At 62.6% G+C, this 23,250-nt stretch carries 18 protein-coding genes and 1 tRNA gene; 11 read left to right on the top strand and 8 right to left on the bottom strand.

The window, feature by feature from the left end; all coding sequences use genetic code 11:
* Positions 1-218: 218 nt before the first annotated feature.
* The 5 genes from gltA to glmU all read right to left on the bottom strand — a co-directional run bounded on the left by gltA (position 219) and on the right by glmU (position 6,270).
* A complete protein-coding gene (gene gltA, locus DXB53_RS05800) occupies positions 219-1,628 on the bottom strand; it encodes an NADPH-dependent glutamate synthase (RefSeq protein ID WP_117583700.1) in 1,410 nt (469 codons plus the stop codon).
* Positions 1,619-2,458, bottom strand: coding sequence for a sulfide/dihydroorotate dehydrogenase-like FAD/NAD-binding protein (locus DXB53_RS05795; protein ID WP_006235793.1), 840 nt, complete (start codon positions 2,456-2,458; stop codon positions 1,619-1,621). Before DXB53_RS05795 ends, gltA begins: the two co-directional genes overlap by 10 nt.
* A gap of 367 nt (positions 2,459-2,825) precedes the next feature.
* Positions 2,826-3,455 carry an aminoacyl-tRNA hydrolase gene (gene pth, locus DXB53_RS05790; protein ID WP_195246394.1) on the bottom strand — a complete coding sequence of 210 codons (630 nt, stop codon included), beginning with the start codon at positions 3,453-3,455 and terminating at the stop codon, positions 2,826-2,828.
* A gap of 223 nt (positions 3,456-3,678) precedes the next feature.
* Positions 3,679-4,665: a ribose-phosphate pyrophosphokinase gene (locus tag DXB53_RS05785; protein WP_089573682.1), complete on the bottom strand. Its 987-nt coding sequence runs from the start codon at positions 4,663-4,665 to the stop codon at positions 3,679-3,681.
* Positions 4,666-4,857: 192 nt separating this feature from the next.
* On the bottom strand, positions 4,858-6,270 hold the full coding sequence (gene glmU, locus DXB53_RS05780) for a bifunctional UDP-N-acetylglucosamine diphosphorylase/glucosamine-1-phosphate N-acetyltransferase GlmU (RefSeq protein WP_117583699.1): 1,413 nt from the start codon (positions 6,268-6,270) through the stop codon (positions 4,858-4,860).
* A gap of 206 nt (positions 6,271-6,476) precedes the next feature.
* On the opposite strand from glmU, the gene DXB53_RS05775 reads away from it, so the two are divergent.
* The 3 genes from DXB53_RS05775 to DXB53_RS05765 are packed head-to-tail and all read left to right on the top strand — an operon-like array spanning position 6,477 to position 9,716.
* The gene (locus DXB53_RS05775) at positions 6,477-7,355 is read left to right on the top strand and encodes an energy-coupling factor transporter transmembrane component T (RefSeq protein ID WP_117583715.1); all 879 of its coding nucleotides are present in this window, start codon (positions 6,477-6,479) and stop codon (positions 7,353-7,355) included.
* The gene (locus DXB53_RS05770) at positions 7,355-8,998 is read left to right on the top strand and encodes an ABC transporter ATP-binding protein (RefSeq protein ID WP_117583698.1); all 1,644 of its coding nucleotides are present in this window, start codon (positions 7,355-7,357) and stop codon (positions 8,996-8,998) included. The genes DXB53_RS05775 and DXB53_RS05770 overlap by 1 nt, the downstream gene beginning before the upstream one ends.
* A gap of 4 nt (positions 8,999-9,002) precedes the next feature.
* On the top strand, positions 9,003-9,716 hold the full coding sequence (locus DXB53_RS05765; RefSeq protein WP_117583697.1) for a DUF6580 family putative transport protein: 714 nt from the start codon (positions 9,003-9,005) through the stop codon (positions 9,714-9,716).
* A 535-nt stretch (positions 9,717-10,251) separates the two neighbouring features.
* On the opposite strand, the gene DXB53_RS05760 is transcribed toward DXB53_RS05765, so the two are convergent.
* Positions 10,252-11,070, bottom strand: coding sequence for an exodeoxyribonuclease III (locus DXB53_RS05760; protein WP_117583696.1), 819 nt, complete (start codon positions 11,068-11,070; stop codon positions 10,252-10,254).
* Positions 11,071-11,205: 135 nt separating this feature from the next.
* On the opposite strand from DXB53_RS05760, the gene DXB53_RS05755 reads away from it, so the two are divergent.
* The 4 genes from DXB53_RS05755 (at position 11,206) to DXB53_RS05740 (ending at position 15,741) form a co-directional block, all read left to right on the top strand.
* Positions 11,206-11,763, top strand: a complete 558-nt coding sequence (locus DXB53_RS05755; RefSeq protein ID WP_233503825.1) for a Sir2 family NAD-dependent protein deacetylase — start codon at positions 11,206-11,208, stop codon at positions 11,761-11,763.
* Positions 11,764-11,858: 95 nt separating this feature from the next.
* Complete coding sequence (folP, locus tag DXB53_RS05750; RefSeq protein ID WP_117583695.1) at positions 11,859-13,589, top strand: dihydropteroate synthase; 1,731 nt, start codon at positions 11,859-11,861, stop codon at positions 13,587-13,589.
* Positions 13,590-14,291, top strand: a complete 702-nt coding sequence (locus DXB53_RS05745; protein WP_117583694.1) for a hypothetical protein — start codon at positions 13,590-13,592, stop codon at positions 14,289-14,291.
* Between the two features lie 253 nt (positions 14,292-14,544).
* On the top strand, positions 14,545-15,741 hold the full coding sequence (locus DXB53_RS05740; protein WP_117583693.1) for an ATP-binding protein: 1,197 nt from the start codon (positions 14,545-14,547) through the stop codon (positions 15,739-15,741).
* Positions 15,742-15,851: 110 nt separating this feature from the next.
* Here DXB53_RS05740 and DXB53_RS05735 read toward each other — a convergent pair whose 3' ends face one another.
* Positions 15,852-16,625, bottom strand: a complete 774-nt coding sequence (locus DXB53_RS05735; protein ID WP_158551682.1) for a type III pantothenate kinase — start codon at positions 16,623-16,625, stop codon at positions 15,852-15,854.
* A gap of 196 nt (positions 16,626-16,821) precedes the next feature.
* Between DXB53_RS05735 and DXB53_RS05730 the strand changes: the two genes are divergently transcribed.
* Positions 16,822-16,898 (top strand) — tRNA-Met (locus DXB53_RS05730).
* A 446-nt stretch (positions 16,899-17,344) separates the two neighbouring features.
* Positions 17,345-19,375: a bilirubin reductase, long form gene (gene bilR, locus DXB53_RS05725; RefSeq protein ID WP_233503824.1), complete on the top strand. Its 2,031-nt coding sequence runs from the start codon at positions 17,345-17,347 to the stop codon at positions 19,373-19,375.
* A 527-nt stretch (positions 19,376-19,902) separates the two neighbouring features.
* Here bilR and DXB53_RS05720 read toward each other — a convergent pair.
* On the bottom strand, positions 19,903-21,195 hold the full coding sequence (locus DXB53_RS05720) for an IS30 family transposase (RefSeq protein WP_117583690.1): 1,293 nt from the start codon (positions 21,193-21,195) through the stop codon (positions 19,903-19,905).
* 277 nt (positions 21,196-21,472) lie between these two features.
* Between DXB53_RS05720 and DXB53_RS05715 the strand changes: the two genes are divergently transcribed.
* Together DXB53_RS05715 and DXB53_RS05710 are read left to right on the top strand one after the other, a co-directional pair.
* The gene (locus DXB53_RS05715; RefSeq protein WP_147330900.1) at positions 21,473-22,456 is read left to right on the top strand and encodes a hypothetical protein; all 984 of its coding nucleotides are present in this window, start codon (positions 21,473-21,475) and stop codon (positions 22,454-22,456) included.
* Complete coding sequence (locus DXB53_RS05710; RefSeq protein WP_117583688.1) at positions 22,449-23,246, top strand: hypothetical protein; 798 nt, start codon at positions 22,449-22,451, stop codon at positions 23,244-23,246. The genes DXB53_RS05715 and DXB53_RS05710 overlap by 8 nt, the downstream gene beginning before the upstream one ends.
* Positions 23,247-23,250 lie beyond the last annotated feature (4 nt).

Genomic DNA, 23,250 nt, shown 5'->3' with positions numbered 1-23,250 from the left:
TCGCACAATATCTTGATCTGCAACAACTACGAGGCTCAACAGGGTCTGGCTGTTACAGATTGAGACAAACGTCGGAATTGGTTCGCCGGCCAAGTCCCCAACCACCACAAAGGTGCCTGTCCCCATCGTGGTGGTTTGGGCGGTCGGCATAGAAAAAGTCCCCGCCGGGCGTGTGCTCGACGGGGACTTTGCCGTTTGATGGCTAGCGCTGTGGGTGATTACTCGCCCAGCAGGCTCTTGGTGATGGAAGCAGCGGCCTTCTTGCCGGCGCCCATCGCCAGAATGACCGTAGCGGCACCGGTGACGATGTCGCCGCCAGCCCAGATGCGGGGATCGGTGGTCTGGCCGGTCTCCTCGTCGGCAACGATGTAGCCCCACTTGTTGAGCTCCATCTTGCCGCCGATCTTCTTTGCGAAGGGGTTGGCGTTGGTGCCGATGGCCGAGATCGCGACGTCGCAGGGAATCTCCTCGATGGCACCCTCGATGGGCACCGGGCGACGACGGCCGGACTCGTCAGGCTCGCCGAGCTCCATCTTCTGGACCTTGACGGCGCACACGGAGCCATCCTCGCCAGCGACAAACTCGAGCGGGGAAACGAGCGGCAGAACCTCGACGCCCTCGGCCTTGGCGTGGTGCAGCTCGGCGCGACGGCAGGGCATCTCGTCCTCGGTACGACGGTAGGCGATGATGGCGTGCTCGGCGCCCAGACGCTTGGCGGTACGGACGGCGTCCATAGCCACGTTGCCGCCACCAAAGACGACGACGTTCTTGCCGTGCTTGGTGGGGGTGTCGTACTCGGGGAACTTGTTGGCCTTCATCAGGTTCACGCGGGTGAGGTACTCGTTCGCGAAGAAGACGTTGGGCAGGTTCTCGCCGGGGACGTTGAGGAACTTGGGCAGGCCAGCGCCGGTTGCCACGTAGATGGCGTCGAAGCCCTGATCGAACAGCTCCTCGGCCGTGGCCATGTTGCCCACGACGGAGTTGTACTCAAACTTGACGCCCATGTCCTCCAGGCCGTCAATCTCGCGCTTGACGACTGCCTTGGGCAGACGGAACTCGGGGATGCCGTAGACCAGCACGCCGCCGCCGGTGAAGAAGGCCTCGAAGACGGTGACGTCAAAGCCGTTGCGGGCGAGCTCGCCGGCGCAGGTGATGCCGGACGGGCCGGAGCCGACGACGGCGACCTTCTTGCCGTTCTTGGGAGCCATCTTGGGGGTGGAGGCGAGCTCGGGGCGGTCACCCAGGAAGCGCTCGAGCTGGCCGATGGCCACGGGCTCGGACTTCTTACCACGGATGCACTTGCCCTCGCACTGGTTCTCCTGCGGGCAGACGCGGCCGCAGATGGCGGGAAGCATGGAGTCCTCGCGGATGGTATCGAGAGCGCCGCCGAAGTCCTTCGCGCGGATCTGCTCGATAAAGCGGGGGATGTTGATGTTGACGGGGCAGCCCTCGACACAGAACGGCTTCTTGCAGTTGAGGCAGCGCTCAGCCTCGGCCAGCGCCATCTCCTCGGTGAAGCCCTTGTCGACGGGGCGGAAGTCGCAGGCGCGCTCGGCAGCCGGCTCCTCGTTATCGGGGGTGCGGGGCGACTTCATATCGGCAACGAAACGACCGTTAACTAGTGGCATGCGCAGCTCTTTTCCTCATAGGCCTTGAGGGACTCGCCCTCTTCGGAACGGTAAGCGGCCTGGCGGGCACGAAGGTCATCCCAGTCGACCAGGGTGGCATCGAAGTCGGGGCCGTCGACGCAAGCAAACTTGGTCACGCCGCCCACCTCGACGCGGCAGCAGCCGCACATACCGGTGCCGTCAACCATGATGGGGTTGAGCGACGCGGTGATGGGGGTGTCGTACTTCTGGGCGGTGAGGGTCGAGAACTTCATCATCGGAACGGGGCCGACGCAGAAGACCTGGCTCACGGCCTTGTCCTGCAGCAGGCGCTCCAGCGGAGCGGTGACAACGCCCTGCTCGCCGTAGGAGCCGTCATCGGTGGTGATGTGGATGTGGTCCTCGTCGAGGAGCTCGCGGAACTGGTCCTCCATGAGCAGGAGGTCCTTGGTGCGGGCGCCCATGATGGCGTGCACCTCGTGGCCGGTCTCGACCAGGTGCTTGGCGACCGGGAAGGCAATTGCCAGGCCGACGCCGCCGCCAATGACGGCGCAGGGGCCCTCGGCCATCTCGGTGGGAACGCCCAGCGGGCCCACGACGTCGCGCAGCGACTCGCCGGCCTCATAGGTGGAAAGCATCTCGGTGGTCTTGCCGATCACCATGAAGATGAACTCGACCCAGCCCTCGTCACCGTTCCAGCCAGCCAGGGTAAACGGGACGCGCTCGCCCGTCTCGTTGGCGCGAACCATGAGGAACTGTCCAGCGTGCGCATGTTTGGCGATTGCGGGCGCCTCGATGCGGAACTTGAACACCTTCTCCGAGAACTGCGTCTTCTCCAGGATCTTATACATAGAACCCCTCTCTTGTTAGGGCCGCCGAACCGTGCCTCCACGGAAATGGACGGTAGCCCGAGTAAAACCGTACGCGCACAGGCGTTGTGCAGACATACGGTGCAAATTATACCCTCATGGACATGCTGTTTACGTGTGTCTTCGGCGGTTGGGAAAAGGGTTTATCCCGACCTACCAAAAAGGGACAGGTTTATTTTGGTCGGTTTTATCAGGCAAAACGACAAAGGGGGCCGGCCTCGCGCTTCGTTGAGGCCGGCCCCCTTTGGAGCGTTATGCATGTATGGTGGCAGCGTGTTTATTGCGATGCGGCCACCGCGGCGTTTCCGCAGATAAACCTGCCAAAATTAACATCCCTAAATGGTAGGTTTTAGTGTTTGCCGTTGGCGGAAGCGGCGCCGTTTACGTGATCGCGGGCGTAGATTACGCCGTGGACGATGGCCAAACCGGCGGCATCTGCGGCGCGGGCGCAGGTGTCCTGGAAGTCCTCGGCCTCGCGGGCGCGCAGCTGCTTGAGCACATAGTCTGCCACGGCCATCTTGCCGGGAGGGTTGCCGATGCCGGTGCGGATACGGCTAAAGTCGCGGCTGCCCATCTTGTCGATGATGGAGCGCAGGCCGTTGTGGCCGGCGTGGCCACCGCCCACCTTGACGCGCACGTCACCGGCGGGAATGTCAAGCTCGTCGTGGATGACGAGCAGCTCCTCGGCCTTGATCTTGTACTCGCGGCAGAGCTTGGAGATGGGTCCGCCCGAGGTATTCATATACGACTGCGGCTTGACCAGCACGATCTGGCGCTTGCCACCCTCTTCCTCGGGATCGTTGATGTTGATGAGTGCGACCTCGGCGCCGGCCTGGTTTTTCCAGTACGTGACGCCGGCCTGACGGGCCAGCTCGTCAATCGCCTTAAAGCCGGCGTTGTGGCGGGTCTCGGCATATTCCTCGCCCGGGTTGCCAAGCCCGGCAACCATGCGAATCTTAAGCGGCTGTGCAGCTGCCATGTTTGTCCTCCGTTACGTAAATAGTTCAATCAACGACAAAGGCTACCACGCCCGCCGAAGGCGAGACTTCGTTTCAGCGAAATCCCACCAGACAAAAGCGTGGCCGCGGCAGAGCGAGCCGTCGGAACAGAAGAAACCCCCGCGCGACCTTTGCGAAGCAAGGGGGAGCGCGGGGGTTTCTTCTGTTCCGACGGCGATGCGCCGGGTTGCAAGGACGATGCGACTACAGCGCGAAGTCGCCGCCGACGAGCGTGGAGACGGGCTCCTCGTGGTAAACGGCGGAGATGGCCTGAGCGAACTCCTCGGCGACCGAGATAGTCTTGATCTTGCCGCCGACCTCGACGGGGATGGCGTCGGTGACGACGCACTCGACGATGGGGGCATCGTTCAGGCGCTCGATGGCCGGACCGGAGAAGATGCCGTGGGTGGCGCAGACGTAGATGTCACCGGCGCCCATAGCCTTGAGCTCCTTGACGTTGGCGCACAGGGTGCCAGCGGTGTCGATCATGTCGTCGTTGATGATGCAGGTCTTGCCCTTGATGTCACCGATGATGCCCATGACCTCGGCGGCGTTGTGGCGCGGACGGCCCTTGTGGGCGATGGCCAGGTCGCAGCCGAGCATGTCGGACAGCTTCTTGGCGGCCTTGGCGCGACCCACGTCGGGGGAGACGACAACCAGGTTGTCGGTGTCGAAGTGCATGTCGTTGTAGTACTGGCCAAACAGCGGCAGTGCGGACAGGTGGTTAACCGGGATATCGAAGAAGCCCTGGATCTGGCCCTGGTGCAGGTCGAGGGTGATAATGCGGTTGACGCCGGCGCGCTCGAGCAGGTTGGCGACGAGGCGGGCGGTGATGGGCTCGCGCGGGCCGGCCTTGCGGTCCTGGCGGGCATAGCCGTAGTGGGTGATGACGGCGGTGATGGAGCGGGCGGATGCGCGCTTGGCAGCGTCGGTGGCGATGAGCAGCTCCATGAGCATGTCGTTGACGTTGCCGCCGGCCACGGACTGAATCAGGAAGACGTCGGCGCCGCGGACGGTCTCGTCGTAGCGGGCGTAAATCTCACCATTGGCGAACTGCTTTAGCGTAAGGCCCGAAAGCTCGACCCCAAGGTACTCAGCAATCTTCTGAGCGAGGGGACGGTTGGAGGAACCGGAATACACGCGGATGGACTTGCGCATATTCTCCGACTTCTCGGGATCATTAATCGGCATTACCCTTCTCCTTTATACATCGAATGCCATATAGATGCCTTGTTGCATTGTAACCGCGCGGCGGGGTTTATCGGGTCCTGATAACGTCTTTACCGCCAACGGACACGAACCGACCACTCATCCGGTTGCGCAGGTCACGATAGAAAAAGGAGCCGCCCCCATGGAGCAGCTCCTTTTGTGCTTGGTAAAACGTTATACCTCGTCGTCCTCGTGCAGGCGGCGGCGGTAATCGGCGGCCCAGCCCTCAATATTTACCTGACGGGCGCGGCCCAGACCGAGCGCGTCTGCCGGGACCGGCTCGGTGATGACGGAGCCAGCGGCCACGAGCGCGCCGTCGCCGATCTGGGCGGGCGCGACCATCATGGTGTCGGAGCCAATGAAGGCGTCCTTGCCGATGACGGTCTTGTGCTTGTGCACGCCATCGTAGTTGCAGGTGATGGAGCCCGCGCCCACGTTGACGCCGGAGCCCATGGTGGTGTCGCCGATGTAGGACAGGTGCGGCACCTTTGAGCCCTCGCCGATCGTGGACTTCTTGATCTCCACGTGCGTGCCGGCCTTGGATCCGTCGAGCATGTGGGTGCCCGGGCGCAGGTAGGCGCGCGGGCCGCAGTCGACGCCGTTCTCGATGACGGCCTCGATGGCGATGGTCTCGTCGATGACGCAGCCGCTGCCGACGGTGGTGTCGGTGAGGCGGCTGTTGGGGCCGAGCTGGCACTCCTCGCCCACGGTGACGTGGCCGATCAGGTGCGTCTGCGGCCACACGACGGTATCGCGGCCGATAACGGCATCGGGGCCGATCCAAGCCTGCGTGGGGTCGATGAAGGTAACGCCCTCGGCCATCCAGTGCTCGTTGATGCGGTCGCGCGCGATGGCGGTGAGCTGTGCGAGCTGGATGCGGCTGTTGACGCCCAGGCCGTCGCGGTAGTCGTCGCAGTGGAAGATGGAGGCTGCCTGGCCGTGACCCTTGAGGATTTCGAGCATGTCGGGCAGATAGTACTCGGACTGCGCGTTGTCGTTGCCGATCTCGTTGATGTGGGCGGCGAGCTGCGCGCCGTCGAAGGCGTAGCAGCCGGCGTTGCACTCCAGCAGCGTGGCGGCCTGCTCGGGCGTGCAGTCCTTCTGCTCGATGATGCGCTCGATCTGACCATCGGCACCCAGCTTGATGCGGCCGTAGCCAAAAGGATCGGGCGGGGTCATGGTCATGACGGTGCAGGCGAGCTCGCCGGTGGCGACGGTCTGTGCGAACTTGGCGACGGTGTCGGCGGTGATGAGCGGCAGGTCGCCGTTGAGCACGACGACGGGGCCTTGCGTGATGCCGCAGGCCTCGAGCGCGACCTTGACGGCATGGCCGGTGCCCAGGCGCTCGGTCTGCTCGACGCACTCGACCTTGGTGGCGCTGTTGGCGTAGGCGCCATCGATGAGGGCGCGCATCTCGTCGGCGTGGCTGCCGATGACGACCACGACGCGGCTGCAGCCGGCCTTGATGGTGGCGTCGACGATCCACTGAACCATGGGCTTGCCCAGGATCTTGTGCGAAACCTTGCAGTGGTTCGACTTCATGCGGGTGCCCTCGCCGGCGGCGAGGATAATTGCGGTTGCGTCCATGTGATCTCCTGTTACGTTATTAGAGACGTGTGTTTGGAAACGATACACGGCGCAATATGATACCGCAGGCATATGATGAGCGCGTAACGATTGGTTTGCGGCAGCTGATGCTTGGGCCGGCGGTGCGGCGTTTGCGCTGGTTGTGTATGGCGGAGGCGCTGCGGCGTTGTCGTTTGAGCGAGGGGACGGGGGTGCCCGTGGATATCATGCGAGAGGAATCGGGCAACGGGCCCGTCGCGGCATTCTCGATGTCGCATCCGGCGGTGCCGGCACTCTACATGGTGCTGACGTTGGGGCTCACCATGTTCTCGATGCAACCGGTGCTGATCGCGCTGTCGCTCGCGGGCGGGTTGGCGTATGGATTTGCGACGCGCGGGGCTGCCCGCACGTTGGGCGCGCTTCGCTGGCAGCTGCCGGTGATTTTGATCATTGCACTGGTCAACCCGCTGTTTAGCGCATCGGGCTCGACCGAGCTTTTCCATATTGGCATGCGCGCGGTGTATCTGGAGAGCATGATGTACGGCCTGTGCGTGGGTGGGCTGTTTGTGGCGAGCGTGCTGTGGTTTGAGGCCGCGGCGTCGATGCTTGGCTACGACAAGGTGCTTGCGCTTTTGGGCAACGCCGCGCCGGTGATCGCGCTCATGATCTCGATGTGCATGCGGCTTATCCCACAGTTTTTGCGCCGCGGCCGCACGGTGCTGGCGGTGCAGGACGCGATTGATGTACCGGGACGCGCGCCGGCTGACCCCGTGCGCTCGTGCCTGCGGGCATCGAGCGTGCTGATGGGCTGGGGCATGGAAGATTCGCTTGAGCGCGCGGACGCGATGCGCTCTCGCGGGTGGGGTGCTGCGTCGCGCCGTACGACGTATGCGCGGTATCGGCTGAGGCGCGGCGATGTTGCCGCGCTGGTTGGACTTGCAGTGTTTGGTGCCGCCGCGGTGGCGGTGGCATGGACCGCGACGACGCAGTATTCGTTTTACCCGCAGCTTTCGGTGCCCGCGCCGTGGCTGGGCTATGTCGTGTACGCTGCCTGGATGGTGCTGCCCTGCGTGCTGCATGCGATCGATGAGAAGAGGTTTGGCTGATGGCTCGGTTGGATAGGGGCCCGGTGTCGGGCGCGGCGTGCGGCCCGGATATTCCGGCGATTGAGGTGCAGGGCCTTAGTTTTGCCTATCCCGGGGCCGAGGCACCGGTGCTCGAGGGGCTTGATTGGCGTGTTCCCCAAGGTGCATTTGCGCTGCTTGTTGGCGGTACCGGATCGGGTAAGTCGACGCTGCTGTCGCTGCTCAAGCCCGAGATCGCTCCGGCGGGCGAGCGCACTGGCGAACTGAGCGTGCTGGGCGAGAACGTTGCCGACATGGACGTGCAGGCATCGGCGGAGCGCGTGGGCTACGTGTTTCAGGATCCCGAGAACCAGATCGTGTGCGAAACCGTGTGGCACGAGATGGCGTTTGGCCTGGAAAACTTGGGGCTAGCACGTGATGAGATGCGCCGTCGCGTAGCTGAGACCAGCTATTTCTTTGGGCTGGAAGATTGGCTTCACCGCGATACTGACACGCTTTCGGGTGGTCGCAAACAGTTGCTGTCGTTGGCGGCCGTTCTGGCGCTGCGCCCGCGCGTGCTGCTGCTCGACGAGCCCACGTCTCAGCTCGATTCCGTTGCCGAGAAGAATTTCCTGCACGCGCTGTTTCGCGTGAATCGCGAGCTGGGCTGCACGGTTGTTGTGGCGACGCATCAGCCGCGCCCAATGCTCGAATACGCGACGTGTGCGTACCGGATTGAGGACGGTCGCGTGCGCGAGGTGGCAGATATGGCTTCTTTGGGACGCCGAGAATCGCTGTTTTCCGATGACATGTTGGGGTGGGGTGCCGTCCGATGTGCAAAAAACGGAGTATTCAGCAGGCGTGAGGACAATTTGGGCTCTCTGGAGCCGCCCGGGGACGTATCGAGCGCGAAAAAAAGTTCGGAATTGGACAAATCGTCCGAATTTGTGGCGCAAACGTCGCTCGAGAACGGCTCGGAAGCCTTCCCGCGCACGGATGGGAGCAGAATACTCCAAAAAATGCACGGCGGGTCGGCTACCACCCTGGCAGGGAGCTGGTTTCGCTACGATCGCGCGGGCGGTTGGGTGCTGCGCGGGCTCGACGTGGCGTTTTCGGCCGGTGCGGTGCATGCGATCGTGGGCGGCAACGGATGCGGTAAGTCGACGATGCTCTCGGTGCTGGCGAAGACCGCCAAGCTGCAGCGCGGCCGCATGGTGCGCGGAGCGGCCTCGGCGGCGCTGCTGCCTCAGAACCCCAAAGCATTGCTGGTTGCCGAGACGGTTCACGATGAGCTGATGGAATGGGCCTTGACCTGCGGATATGACGAGAACTTGGCGCGGGAGCGTGCGGCGCAACTGGGATTGGACGGCCTGGAGACGCGTCACCCCTACGACCTCTCGGGCGGACAGCGCCAGCTGCTCGCGCTGGCAAAGCTGCTGCTGATTGGCCCCGAGCTGCTGCTGCTTGACGAGCCCACGAAGGGCTTGGACCTGGAGAGCCGCCGCATCATCGCCCGCGCCCTGCGTGACCATGCGAAGGCTGGCGGCACCGTCATCATGGCTACGCACGATTTGGACTTTGCCGAGCAGGTCGCCGACGACGTCGCCATGATGTTTGACGGCGAGATTGCCTGCGTGGAGCCCCCGGCCGACTTCTTTGCCGACAACGTGTTTTATAGGGCGTGATGGGATGGCGGATTATCGCATCGTGCGCCTACTCGCAAAACAGGAGATACCGCTGCTGCTGGCGGTGCCAGCCGTGATGGCTGCGGCGTTGCTGGCGGGCGTCGAGCAGGCGGCGCTCGCCATGCTTGTCGTGGTGGCGCTGGTGCTTGCGCTGTTCTTTGCAGGCTACGAGGCGTCGCGACCGGGCCTGCGCCAGATTATGCCAACGCTGGTTCTGGCGGCGTTGGCCGCGGCGGGGCGCATCTTGTTTGGCCCCATTCCCGACTTTAAACCCGTGAGTGCCATCGCCATTATCGCGGGGGCGACGCTTGGCCGCCGCAATGGTTTTATGGTTGGCGCGCTGGCGGCGCTGACCAGCAATTTCTCTTTTGGACAGGGCATGTGGACGCCGTGGCAGATGTATGCTTGGGGGCTCGTGGGATACGTTGGCGGTGCGCTGGCGCATGCCGGCGCTTTTGATCGCGCCGATGGCACCGTGCGTATGCCGGCGCTGCTGACCTACGGCTTTGCTTCGGGTTTGCTGTACGGCGTTGTGATCAACGCCTACGACATTATCGGTTTTGTTCAACCGCTCACGTGGGCGGGTGCCATGGCGCGTCTTGCCACCGCCGTACCGTTCGATATCACGCACGGCCTTGCGACCTGCGTGTTTTTGGTCGCCCTGTACAAGCCTTGGTGTCGCCGCATCAACCGAGTCGTCGTGAAGTACGGACTGTAGGGCTGGTTGCGCCGGGGCGGGAATCAATACTGCCGAAGTGCCATTTTAAAACTATGCCGGTTTACGGGGCCAGATTGGCACAAGCAGACCATGCCGGCTATTTTTGAAATAGAGCAAGCCGTTTACCTGCGGTTTTATTATTTCGGAATTGCGTATGGTTGGGGGTTCGCGATTTAGCCCCGTAAACTGGCATAGTTTTGGAATGGCCGGCTGATATGACGGGCGTCGTGACCCTCAAGAGCCAAATTGATCCGTTTTCTTCCGTCTCCAGACGTCCCCGGGGAATCAGCTGAACTCGCCCGCCACGAAATCAGCCTATCTACTACGTTTGACCCGACACCCCCAAACACAACCGCGTTTTATGAAAAACCGCAGGCTTTCTACCTGCGGTTTTCTTTTTGCGTTGTTCGCTGTGGTTGAGGGTGGTGGCTTAAACGTAGCAGATGGGCGTGTTTCGTGGCGGATGGGTCACGTGGATACCACCACGAGGCCCAAAATGATTCGTTTTCCTCCGTCCCCAGGGGATCAGCTGGGGCTAGAGCTCTAGCGTGAGGGTGACGGGGCAGTGGTCGCTGCCGAAGATGTCGCCGCGGATGCAGGTGTCGCGTACGTTGTCGGCGATTGCGTCGCTTACCAGGAAGTAGTCGATGCGCCAGCCGGCGTTGTTCTTGCGGGCATTAAAGCGATAGCTCCACCAGCTGTAGACGCCCTCGACGTCGGGGTTTGCCGCGCGCCAGGTATCGGTAAAGCCGGCGTTGAGCAGCTCGGTAAACTTGCCGCGCTCCTCGTCCGAAAAGCCGGCGTTGCCGCGGTTGGACTTGGGGTTCTTAAGGTCGATCTCCTCGTGCGCCACGTTAAAGTCGCCGCAGGTCACGACGGGTTTGCCGGTCTCGCGCTCGAGCGCGTTCAAAAAGCCGCGGTAAGCATCGTCCCAGGCCATGCGCACGTCGATGCGGGCGAGTTCGTTTTGCGCGTTGGGAGTGTAGACATCCACAAACCAGAACTTGTCGAACTCCAGCGCGCAGACGCGGCCCTCGGTTGCGGCTTGGGCGACGAGTACGGCCGCCTCGTTCTCGCCGGCGTAGGGTAGCAGTGCGTCGGCGTGCAGCACGCGCAGCGGTTCCTGGCGGCTAAAGACCGCAGTGCCCGAATAGCCTTTACGCTCGGCGTAGCTCCAGGTTTGGTGATAGCCGGGCAGGTCAATATCGACCTGGCCTTCTTGCAACTTGGTCTCTTGCAGCGCCAGGATATCGACGTCGAGTTCTTGCGCGATCTGGATAAAGCTCGGGTCCTTTTTGAGCACGGCGCGCAGGCCGTTGACGTTCCACGAGGCGAAAGTGTAAGTCTGAGGCATGGTGTCCTTTCGACGGGGTTGGCAGGCTTAAGATTAGCGCAACAGGGGCGGGGTGGGCTCCGCGCATGCTGACTTAAAGGTCGCATGCTGGGACATCGCCCGACGCCGCCCGATCAACAAGGACGGAGGGCTCATATGACGCAGGCAATATCGGACCCCAGGCAGGCGTCCGCCGCGCTGGCGGATCTGTTTGACACCCACAAGCGCGTGGTCTTCTTTGGCGGCGCTGGTGTTTCCACGGCAAGTGGCATCCCCGATTTCCGCAGCGTGGACGGCCTGTATCACCAGCAGTTTGCCTACCCGCCCGAGACTATGCTCTCGCATAGCTTTTATGAGACACATCCGGCCGAGTTCTTCGACTTTTACCGCACCAAGATGATCGCGCTTAACGCTAAGCCCAACCGCTGTCACACCAAGCTGGCCGAGCTGGAGCGCGCCGGCAAGCTTGATGCCGTGGTGACGCAAAACATCGACGGCTTGCATCAGATGGCGGGCTCGCAGCGCGTGTTCGAGCTGCACGGATCGGTCCATCGCAACATTTGCCAGTCGTGCGGCGCGGTCTATAGCGCCGAGTGGATTTGCTCGCGCGAGCACGAGGACGCCGCGGGCGTGCCCGTGTGCCCCGCGTGCGGTGGTCGCATCAAGCCCGATGTGGTGCTTTCTTGCGACATCGCGGCCGCGTTTGCGTTCTAGCCCGTGTGCGCGGATACAATAGAAAGACTGAGTGCAAAGCGACCCCGCCGCCAGCTCCCCAAGCTCGGCGGCGTGGGCATTTTAGGAGGATGTTCATGGCGAACGACAGCAAGACATGGCGGTGCGGAAAGTATGAGCTCAGCTTTGACCGTCCGCGCATCATGGGCGTCCTCAACGTGACGCCCGATTCGTTTAGCGATGGCGGGGAGCACTTCGACCCGGATGCCGCCATCGAGTACGGTCTGGCGATGCTCGACGCCGGCGCCGACATCATCGACGTAGGCGGCGAGTCCACGCGCCCTGGTTTTACCCCGGTCAACCCCGACGAGGAGGCTCGCCGCGTGCTGCCCGTGGTGCGCGCGCTGGCCAAGGAGGGCGCCATCGTCTCGATTGACACGCGTCACGTGGCGGTTGCCAAGGCGGCCGTGCGCTGCGGCGCCTCGATCGTCAACGACGTGACCGGCTTCACTGACCCCAAGATGGTCGAGTTTGTTAAGACGAGCACCTGCGGTGTCATCGTGATGCATGCCGGCGAGGTCGCCGCGCCTACCCGCACGCACGCAACGGTGCAGCTCGATACCTCGGCAGCGGCGTTTGTTGCCGAGAAGGCGCGCGAGGCGGCTGCCGAGGCCGCGCGCGAGGCCGAGAAGCCCGCTCGTCGCCGCCGTGGCAAGCTGCTGGGCGACCCTAAGCCCGAGGCAAAGCTTCCGGGTGGCGTGGTGCAGCCCTCGTTGCCGTTTGGCGAACCTGAGCCCGCGACCGAGCCTGCAAGCGAGCAGGAGACGCCGGCCGCCGAGCAGGCTGCTGCCGCCGAGACCGTCGCGCCCGCGCCCGAGGCCACCGAGGCCGCATCGGAGTCCAATGACCGCCTGGCCGCCATGATGCGCCGCAGCGCCCGCCGCGAGGAGGCCTACGTGCCCACCTCGCAGCTCCGCCGCTTCACCCTGCCCGATTCGGCGCCCATCATGCGCCGCGTCATGGGCTTTCTGTCCGACCAGGCCCGCGCGCTCATCCATGCCGGCGTGTCGCGCGACCGCATCTGCATCGATCCTGGCCCGGGCTTTGGTAAGTCGGCTAACGAGGACATCGTCATCCAGCGCGAGACTGCCAAGATGGCGTCACTGGGCTATCCGCTCATGTGCGCCGTATCGCGCAAGCGCTTTGTGGGCGCCGTCTCGGGCGTGACCGAGGCCGCCGAGCGCGATGCCGCTACGTTTGGCGTGTGCCTGGGCGCCATCCAGGCCGGTGCCAACATCGTGCGCGTGCACGACGCCGCGGGCTTTGCGCAGTTCCTGAACGGCTACTGGGCGGTTGCCAAGCCGCAGCCGCGCCGCGCGTTTGTGGCCGTGGGATCCAACTTGGGGCATCGCTGCGACAACATCCGCGCCGCACGCGACATGATCGCCGAGATTCCACTTACCTGCGTGTCCAACTCCTCCAAGATCTACGAGAGCGAGCCGGCCTACGAGACGCGCCAGGACGCGTTTGCCAACGCCGTCATCGAGATCAAGACCGAGTTGGCGCCGCTGGTGCTGCTCGACGAGCTCATGAAGATCGAGGCCGAGCTGGGCCGCGACCGTTCTAAGAAGGCCAAGGTCAACGGCCCGCGCACCATCGACTTGGACCTGCTGTGGATGGACGGCGAGACCCACGGCGGCAAAAAGCTGCGCCTGCCGCATCCGCTGATCGGCGAGCGTGACTTTGTGCTGGTGCCGCTCGAGGATCTGATGCACGACCCGGCGCGGTTCTTCCGCTACAACGGCGTCGAGGTCAAGGAGCCCGAGGATCGCGTGGGCCATATCGTGGGCGAATTGGGGCGTATGTAGATGATCGAGATGAATGCTGTTGCCGCTGGCACCGAGCTCGACGCGGCGCGCGACGCGGGCCGCGAGGGTGCGTCCGCGGGCCGGTGCGCGTGGAGCGCGGGCGATGCATCGCTGACGTTTTCGCTGGTCGTGCGCCCCGATGTGAACATGCACGCCTTCCACGGTCTGCCGTTTGTGGCCGCAATGGGCATGATGGACGCGCTCGCGGGCACGGCCGCAACGCCGGGCCTGGGGCTTGCCGGCAAGGTGGGCATCCAGTGGCCGAGTGGCATCGTGTGCGGCGCGCCTGCGTTTGAGACGTCGCTCGCGCGCGTCGCCGTCAACGGCGGTGCCGGTGCCGCGGGCATGTTTGCCGCGGTGACGGTTGATATTGAGCGTGCGGCGCTGGGTGAGCTTGGCGTGGATATGGCAGATGAGGCGCTGATCGAGGCATTGGCCGCCGCTGTGCTGACCCGCGTGGACGCTTGGGCGGTTGTTGCCAACACGCCGCAGGGCGCCGCCGGCCCGCTGGCCCCGGTGCTGGGCGAGTACTTCGACATGGTGCCGCTGCTGGGTCGCCAGGTTGCGGCGGTGTCGCCCAACGGCTTGCCGCTTGCGGTCGGCGTGTTTGCGGGCCTGGACATCTGGGGCCGCGCGACCATCAAGACCGACGCCGGCGAGCAGGAGTTTCCGCCCGAGGCCGTACGAATTCGCGGGCTGTAACGAGAGGCGCCAGCGCTCAAAGATAACGATGACAACAAGACCCTCCTCGGCCTGTGCCGGGGAGGGTTTCGCCTATCTGGGGAATGGGTTGCCAGCGCCCTATTCCTCAAAACTGAAAAATTTTCGGTTTTGAGGAATAGGACCAAAGCAGATTGTTATTTGGCAAGGTATATTCGATGTAAGCGCTATTCCTCAAAACTGAAAATTTTTCGATTTTGAGGAATAGCAAACATCGGGTGTAGGGAGGATGCCAATGAAGCTCATCAATAGGACGTCGTATATGGATACGCTGACGAGTCTTATCGGTGTGCCCGACATCAAGGTCATCACGGGCATCCGGCGCAGCGGAAAATCCAAGCTGCTCGAGTCCCTCCGCGATTACGTGGAGACCAACCTGCCTGATTCAAATGTCATTCATATCAACTACAACCTCGATGAGTTCGAGGACCTGCTCGAATATCACGCTTTGCTTGCTTATGTAAAAGAGCGTCGGGTGTCCGGCACGCAAAACTTTCTGCTTATCGATGAGGTTCAGATGTGTAGCGGCTTTGAGCGCGCAATCAACAGCCTTCACGCATCCGAGCGGTATGACATCTTTATTACGGGGTCAAATGCATTTTTGTTATCGAGCGACCTATCGACGCTCTTTACGGGGCGCACGTTCGAAATCGAGGTGTTCCCGTTCTCGTTTGAGGAGTATCGCTCTTACGACGGTAAGGGCGAGGTCGACCATGATTTTGATGAATACGCACATGCCGGCGGCATGTCCGGTTCGTATCCTTACCGAACGCAGGAGCAACGCTATCAATATCTCTCCAACGTTTTTAAAACGTTGATCGTGAGGGATATCGTGCAGCGGCATAACGTCAGAAACGAATCGGCGCTGCTGCGTATTGCTGACTACATGATGGACAACGTCTCCAACATTACGTCGGCTCGCAATATAACGGATAGCCTGAATGCAGATGGGCTAAAGATCACGAACAAGACGGTGGGCACATATATGGGGTATCTGTGCGACGCATTTGCCTTCTATAAGGTTCGACGGTATGACATTCGCGGCAAGAAATACCTCAAGAGCGGCGAGAAGTACTATCTGGCGGACCATGCGTTTAAATATGCGCTGCTTGGTACGCGCGATATGGATTGGGGACGCGTATACGAGAACATGGTGGCAATCGAGCTGCTGCGGCGCGGATACGAAGTGTACGTCGGCGTGCTTTATAAAAAGGAAATTGACTTTGTAGCTATCAGGCGAAGCGAGAAGCTCTATATCCAGGTGAGCGATGACATTAGCTCGGACAAGACGTTTGAGCGGGAAATCTCGCCGCTCTTGAGCATTGCCGACGCGTATCCCAAGATGATTCTCGCCCGCACGCATCACGAGACTACGGATCGCGATGGGGTGCAGATAGTGGACCTGGCGAGGTGGCTTTGCGGCGAGGCGTAGCAGAAAGCCCTATTCCTCAAAACTGAAAATTTTCGATTTTGAGGAATAGGGCTGCCGCGTTGCCTGGTCCGCTGCTCGCGCTTGTGTCGCGCTCGGCTAAGGCCCCTGTCTTACCCCAGCTCCCGCATGCGGCGGTAGATTTCGCAGATACCCTTGATGGTGAGCTGTCCGTCGACCACGTCGAAGGCATCGGTCGAATCGGCGACGATGCTGGCGAGACCGCCCGTGGCGATAACGGTGGCATCCTCGCGGCCCAGCTCGCGCTTCATGCGCGCGACCAGGCCCTCAGCCATGGCGGCGGCGCCCGTTACGGCGCCGACCTTGATGCACTCCTCGGTATCGCGGCCGATGGCGTGCTCGGGCGCCTCGAGCGGCACGCTGGCGAGCTTGGCGGCACGGGCGGCAAGCGCGTCCATGGAGATGCGAATGCCCGGCGCGATCGCTCCGCCAATGTAATAACCGTCCTCATCGATGACGTCGATATTGGTCGCGGTGCCAAAGTCCACCACGATCGCCGGCGCGCCATAGAAGGTCTCGGCAGCGACGGCGTTGGCGATGCGGTCGGCACCAACGGCCTGGGGGCGCGCCGCCCGCAGCTTGGTTACGGCGGCCGTCTGCGGCCCGATGACGATGGCGTCCGCGGCAATGCGGTCGGCCACGGCGTGCCACTCGCGCGAGAGCTGCGGCACCACGCCCGCAAAGGCGATCGCGTCGACCGCATCGAGCGAAAGGCCGTACATCTTAAAGAAACCCATCAGGCGCACATGGATCTCGTCGGCGGTATAGGAGCGGTCGGTGGGCATGCGCCACGACTGCACCAGCTCGTCTCCGTCAAACAGGCCCATGGCCGTCTGCGTGTTTCCCATATCGATAGCGAGCAGCATGTCTACTCCCGGTGTCGGCATAAAAGGACGCGCACCATTGTATACGTGCCGTCGACGGCGCTCGGCTGCGATTCGTTTACGGTGATAGGGGCTGAGGGGTTTAAATATGAAGGAATTATGCTCTACGAGATTTTCCTTGCCGTTTACCGAACTCCCGCGTAATATTCTTTCTTGCGCACATGAGGCGCCCAGACATTGCGGGGTGGAGCAGTCTGGTAGCTCGCCGGGCTCATAACCCGGAGGTCGTAGGTTCAAATCCTGCCCCCGCGACCAAGAACTTGCAGCTCGTCGGCCTAGCCGGCGAGCTTTTTTGTTATTTCGGGACCGTGTTTTCGGTCCAATTCTCGGCCTCTCAAACAAAATCTCGATCTGTAACATCTAGACCCGATTTGGGCGGCTAGGTGTTACAGATTGAGATGTTTCGGCAGGACGGTCTTCGTTTGTCTAAATCTGTAACACGAGGGACGGTTTTTACTGAGTAACTGTTACAGATCTAGATCTTTCGGCAGGCTAGATTGGTTCGTCTCAATCTGTAACAGTTGCTCGGCAAAATAGGGCCTAACTGTTACAGATTGAGACAAACCGGCGGGCCGTCCGCCCCATCCACCTGTCGCTCCCTGCTATCCGCCGATTTCCGTTGTGCCGCTGAACCCTCATGCCATATCCTTTAGACAACTACGCGGCATCATCGCCGCCGCGCCTACAAGAGAGGAATGTCCATGACCGCACCTGCATCCAAGCTGCTCCAGCCCATTACGGTTGGTCCCCTTGAGCTCAAAAACCGCATTATGTTCCCGCCGCTGACCACCGGCTACGAGGAGCGCGACGGTTCCATCGGCGAGCGCAGCCTGGCTTTTTACGAGCGTCTGGCCCGTGGCGGCGTGAGCTACATCGTCATCGGCGACGTCGCTCCCGTTATGACCGCGAGCCCCACGCCCAAGCTGGCGACCGATGCCCAGATCCCCACGTTTAAGGCGCTGGCCGACGCCGTCCACAAGCACGGTGCCAAGGTCGCGCTGCAGCTGTTCCATCCCGAGTACGACGTGCCCGGTGTCGGCCGCATGGTCATGGGTTCCATGGCTGCCGCCAAGGCCGCGCAGGAGGCCAAGGCCGCCGGCGACGAGGAGACCTTCGCCGCCAAGATGGCCGAGTCCAACGAGATCCGCAAGCAGGCCTACGCCAAACTGCACCACGACATGCAGCACTTTGTGAACGAGGCCACCGTGGAGCAACTCACCCAGATCAAGGAGGCCATCGCCGCCTCGGCCGCCCGCGCGCAGCAGGCTGGCATCGACGCCATCGAGGTCCACGGCGACCGTCTGGTGGGTTCGCTGTGCTCGGCCATCCTCAACCAGCGCACCGACGAGTACGGTGGCTCGTTCGAGAACCGCGTTCGCTACGCGCTGGAGGTCGTCGCCGCCATTAAGGAGGCCGCGCCGCAGCTGATGGTGGAGTACAAGCTCCCCGTGATCATGGAGAACCCCGACGGCACGCCGCGCGGCAAGGGCGGCCTGCTGCCCGACGAGGCCTGCGAGTTCGCCAAGCTGCTCGAGGGCGCCGGCATCGATATGATCCAGGTCGCGCAGGCCAACCACACCGGCAACATGGGCGACACCATTCCGCCCATGGGCGCCATGCCCTACAACTGGACGCTGCCCGTGGCAGAGCGCGTCAAGGCCCTGGTCTCCGTGCCGGTGGCAACCGTGGGCCGTGTCGTCTCGGTCGAGGCCGGCGAGAAGATTCTGGAAGACGGCGCCGCCGACATCATCGCCTACGGCCGCTCGCTCATGTGCGACCCCGACATTGCGCTCAAAGCCGCCACGGGCGAGCCCATCCGCGAGTGCCTCAACTGCAACAAGGGCTGCGTCGACGCGATTCAAAACCGCAAGTACATCTCGTGCGTGCTCAATGCCGAGAACGGCGACGAGGCGACCATCACCATCAAGCCTGGCGAGGGGGACAAGAAGATCGCCGTGGTGGGCGGCGGTATTGCCGGCTTGGAGGCCGCGCGCGTGGCGGCCAAGCGCGGCTACGACGTGACCGTCTATGAGGCGAGCGACCATCTGGGCGGCCAGATTGTGCTGGCAGCCGCGCCCCCGCGCAAGGACGAGATCATGCGCTCGGTCGAGTACTACGAGAAGATTCTGCCTGGCCTGGGCGTAAAGGTTGAGCTCAACCACACCGCCAGCCCCGCGGACCTCAACGCCGCCGATGCCGCGATTGTGGCCGTGGGCGCGCACGACGTGGTCATCCCCGTTCCGGGCGCCGATTCGGACAAGGTCGTCTCGAGCTGGGACGTGCTGGCCGGCAAGGTGGAGCTCAGCGGGCGCGTCGCTGTCATTGGCGGTGGCCTGGTGGGCACCGAGACTGCCGAGTACCTGCTGCAGCACGGCTGCGAGGTGGCGATCGTGGAGATGCTCGACAAGATTGCCGCGGGCGAGTCCGAGACCATTCTGCCGCTGATTATGAGCGACTTTGCCGAGCATGGTGTTGAGCAGCATGTTAAGACCCGCCTGACCGCCATTACCGACGAGGGCGTGGAGGCCGTCCGCACCGCCGAGGACGGCGCCGAGGAGCCGGTGAAGATCGCCTGCGATTACGTGGTGATGGCCGTGGGCTCCAAGGCCAACGCGTTTGACCTGGACGGCGTGACGGTGCCCGTGACCTGCGTGGGCGACTGCTCGGGCGAGCGCACCGCCGACATCGCGAGCGCCATTCGCACGGCGTATCACGCGGCCAACGAGCTCTAAGCAAGAAAGCCATCGCGTATTGAGTGGGCGGGGAGTGCCGTATCGGTGCTCCCCGCCTTTTTGCCAATAAGGGTGCCCCTGACCAGCGGGTTCAGAAAATCCGAATCTTGAGCACCCGAAAATCCGAATCCTCAGAACATGAAAATCCGAATCGCTGACACCAGAAAATCCGAATTTTGGTGCAAGAGGATTGGTGCAAGGGGGTCAGGTTTGTTTGCACCATGTTGGTGCGAAGTAACCTGCCCCCCCCTGCACCAAGGGTTTGACTTTTAAGACATCATTAAGGCTTGCGTTGTGGAGGGTTGATTTCCGATCTCAGCCGAACACATTGAGCAAATAGGCCATTCCCGCAGTTAGCCGAACGCCCCCGCGGCCCCTCCCGGGGTCCGGGGGCGGCATTTTCCCAGTTGAAGGAACGGTGGAGATGTGTTTCGATGGGTCCGGTGGCCATGCTCCGCCCGCCGCCCGGCGCCTCTTCCCAGACTCAGCCGGACGGTCAGTCCGTCTATTCCGTTTTTCCTTCTAGGCTAGGACAGCGGGGCATCGCCCCTTTCCGCGCGCGCCCGCTCGATGAGCCCCGGCGTCAGGTCGAGCTCCTCGATGGGCACGTCCTCGATGCCGTACGCCTCCAGCAGCGCCGCCGCGTCGCCGCCGAGCATCGCCCGGAAGGCGCGGGCGGGCGTCGCGAAGCCGAGCGCGCCGCGGGGCTCGGAGTTCACGTGCGACATGGCCAGCGCCAGGTCGGCCGGGGCGAGCCGGTCGAACCTGAGGCCGCGGCCCTTGGGCAGCAGCTTCCTGATCTCGACGTGGTTGCGCTCGCAGGCGCCCTTCTGGTCGCTGCGCCGGGGGTCGCAGTAGAACAGCCTCGTCTCGCCCTGCCCCTCGCCGAGCAGCGCCGCGATCGCGTCCTCGTCGGAGAACTCGGGGCCGTTGTCGGTGAGCACGGCGCGGAACACGCGGCGCGTCCCGTCGGCGCCGAGGACCGCCCGGACGCCCTCCAGGGCGCCCGCGACGCACCCGGCGGTCTTCTCCTCCAGCGGCAGCGCGAGCTGGAGCCTGCTGGGGCGGTGCAGCAGCGTGAGCAGGCAGGCGCTGTCCTCCCGGGCCCCCTCGACGGTGTCCATCTCCCAGGCCGCGGCGCACGCGTCCTCCCCGAGGGCGAGGAACGCGGCGTGCGACCTGCGGGGCGAGTGCCGCGTGGCCGAGGACGTCGGCGCGTGCCTCCTCGGCCTGTAGCCGACCTTCCTCCTGAGCTCCATGTTGGTCATGCCGTCGTAGCCCGCCGAGACCCAGCGGTAGATGGTCGACGGCGACAGGTCCACCGGGCCGCCGTTGCGCGCCGCCATCTGCTCGGGCGACAGCCCCCGGCGCAGGCAGCCCCTTATCGCCTCCAGCCTGGCCGCCGCGGCGGGCTCGTCGGCGTCTATCCCGCGCCTGGACGAGACGAGGACCGAGTCGGCGCACAGCTGCGCGGCCCGGGCCTCGTAGAAGACGTGGGGGCGGCGCTTGCAGCCGATCGCGCGGTACCGCCCGCACCCGTTGCAGCAGCGCGGCCACGCCGCCAGGCGCGGGCAGGCCGCCGACAGGTCGGCGGAGGCGTCCACGCGCTCGCCGCGCCTGGCCTTCGGCGCCGTCACGAACCTGTGCGACGCCACCTCGGCGCTCACCGTCGAGGGCGACCTGCCCAGCTCCCTCGCGATCTCCCTGCACGACGCCCTGCGCTCCAGCATCCTCTGGACCGTGTCCCGCTCGTGCCTCGTGAGCCTTCCGTAGGCCCTCGGGACCGCCCTTGCGGAGCCCCTTTTCTTCTTTCCGGACATGCCGTCCTCCGATCTCCCGGGGCCGGCCGGTCCGGCCCTCAGGGTATCGGGTTCCCACATTCATCCGTACATGTACGGATGAATGTGGGAGGTGTTCGGATAAAGTCGATAATCAAGGTTGCGTTGTGGAGCAAACCGCAGGTCAATGCTATTCTTTTACCTTATCGTATGGTGTTGTATTCTGCCTGAATTCTCTACCTGCGAGCAACGGATTTAGCGCGACCAAGCGGAAAGGATGGCACGCCCGCAAGCAGGGCAAACGTAAGCGATGAGTGGCATGGACCGACATAGCGAGCCCCAACAGCACAAGACGGCGGCCGAGTACCGCCAAGCTGCCGACGAGCATGTGCGGACCCTCAAGGATTTCTGGAAGGATTTCCTGGTGAGCGGTCTGTTTGTGCTGGCCGCCATCGTTGCCATCTTTGCATGCCTGGCCTGGTTTGCCGCGAATAACCGAGTGAGCGCCACGGGGAGCACGATCGGGGCGAAGGCGGAGCGATACACGATTGCCGCCGCAAGCGATGATGCCGCACATGTGGGCTATTACGAGCGCACGGACACCGAAAAGCAAAACATCGTGGGGCTCGACACGACCGACGCCATGACGGTGACGCTTAAGTCGAACCTCAACAACGAGACCGCGGGCTCTCTGTACCCGGGTGCTCGCGGCAAGATTACGTTTACGGTGACGCCGCTGGTGGATGACCTGAACGGGATCACGATTAACTTGTCGCGCGTGCTTAAAGCCAAGGGCTTCACGGACGACGGCATTGTTGCGGACGGAACAACACTAACTGAAGCGCAAACGCTTCTTGGCTTGATCAAGGGCCATTTGCTGTTCTTTACGAGCTGCGAGAACGGCTATTACTCGGGCCGCGTGGTTGATGGCAAGATCGAGATTCACAAGAGCGAATTTTGCAAAGACGGGAATGTGGCCAATCCAACGAACCGGTCCGTTCCCGTCACCCTGTACTGGGTATGGCCGGAGTATTTCCAGAACTTCGTCCTTACCGGCAACACGAATTACTACAAGAATCTGTTTGCGGCAGAGGACGCAAGCTACGCCGACCTGAAAACGGACGTGGAAAATAACAAAGCACTCTACTTCTACGGCCTGTCGGGCAGCGCTGCCGCCGCAAAACCCTACGACAACGTGGGCGCCTACTCCTCGCTCTACAACAACGCGGACGAGAAGATTGGCAACGAGGTCATTTCCATCCAACTCAGAATAACCGCGCAGGAGGGTACCACCAATGGATAGCATCCGCGCACATATGACTGCCGCCCACGATTGGGTCGAGAACCACCGTGCACAGACACTTGCGGTTTTGGTGCTGCTCGCGGCCATCATTTTTATCATCGGCCTTACCATGACATGGTTCGTAAGCAGTAAAAGTCTGTCTACGGTGGGCAAGATCCAAACGCCCGCGCAGCTCAAGATCATGGGTCCCAACCAGACGAGCATCGAGCCCATCGAGATTTCGTATGTCGAGTCGCGCGGTGATGTGAAAAACGAAAACGGTACCGTGACTATTCGTCGCGCGTTTTGCGTAAAGAGCAACAACGACGAGAGCAATGACGGTGGCCAGCCATTTGAGCTTCAGGTGGCAAATACCACCAATATCAAGGGTCTCGATATTAAGGTGTACAAGGTTGAAGATACGACGGCATCGGGCGTCGGCGATGTGGCCGGTTTGGATAGCGCCGGTAAAAAGTATGCGTGGACCAAGCAGCCCAACGCGATTGCTTTTGAGTTGATTAACCCCGCCAGGGCCGATGATGCCTCGCTGGCCAAGGACCTTGAAGAAGACGACCCAACGTACCAGAAGTACAAGAACGTTCAGAAAAACGCTCGCCCGTTGTACCGGTTCCACAAGTTCGCAAAGAGGGAGCTTGATGGCTACAAGGACGGAAAAGCCAACGACGCCACGAACTTCATCATCGAATGCACGTGGAATCCGGGCATCGTAACCGAGGGCGACGCCAAGGTTTCAAACATTAAAGAGACCGACATGGTTTACCTAATCGCTCGCAGCGCAAGCAGCAATTAACGCA

The sequence above is a fragment of the Collinsella sp. OM04-5 genome (assembly GCF_003439125.1).
Lineage (GTDB): Bacteria > Actinomycetota > Coriobacteriia > Coriobacteriales > Coriobacteriaceae > Collinsella.
The sequence above is the reverse complement of the archived record's forward strand: the minus strand, read 5'-3'. Positions and strand labels throughout refer to the sequence as shown.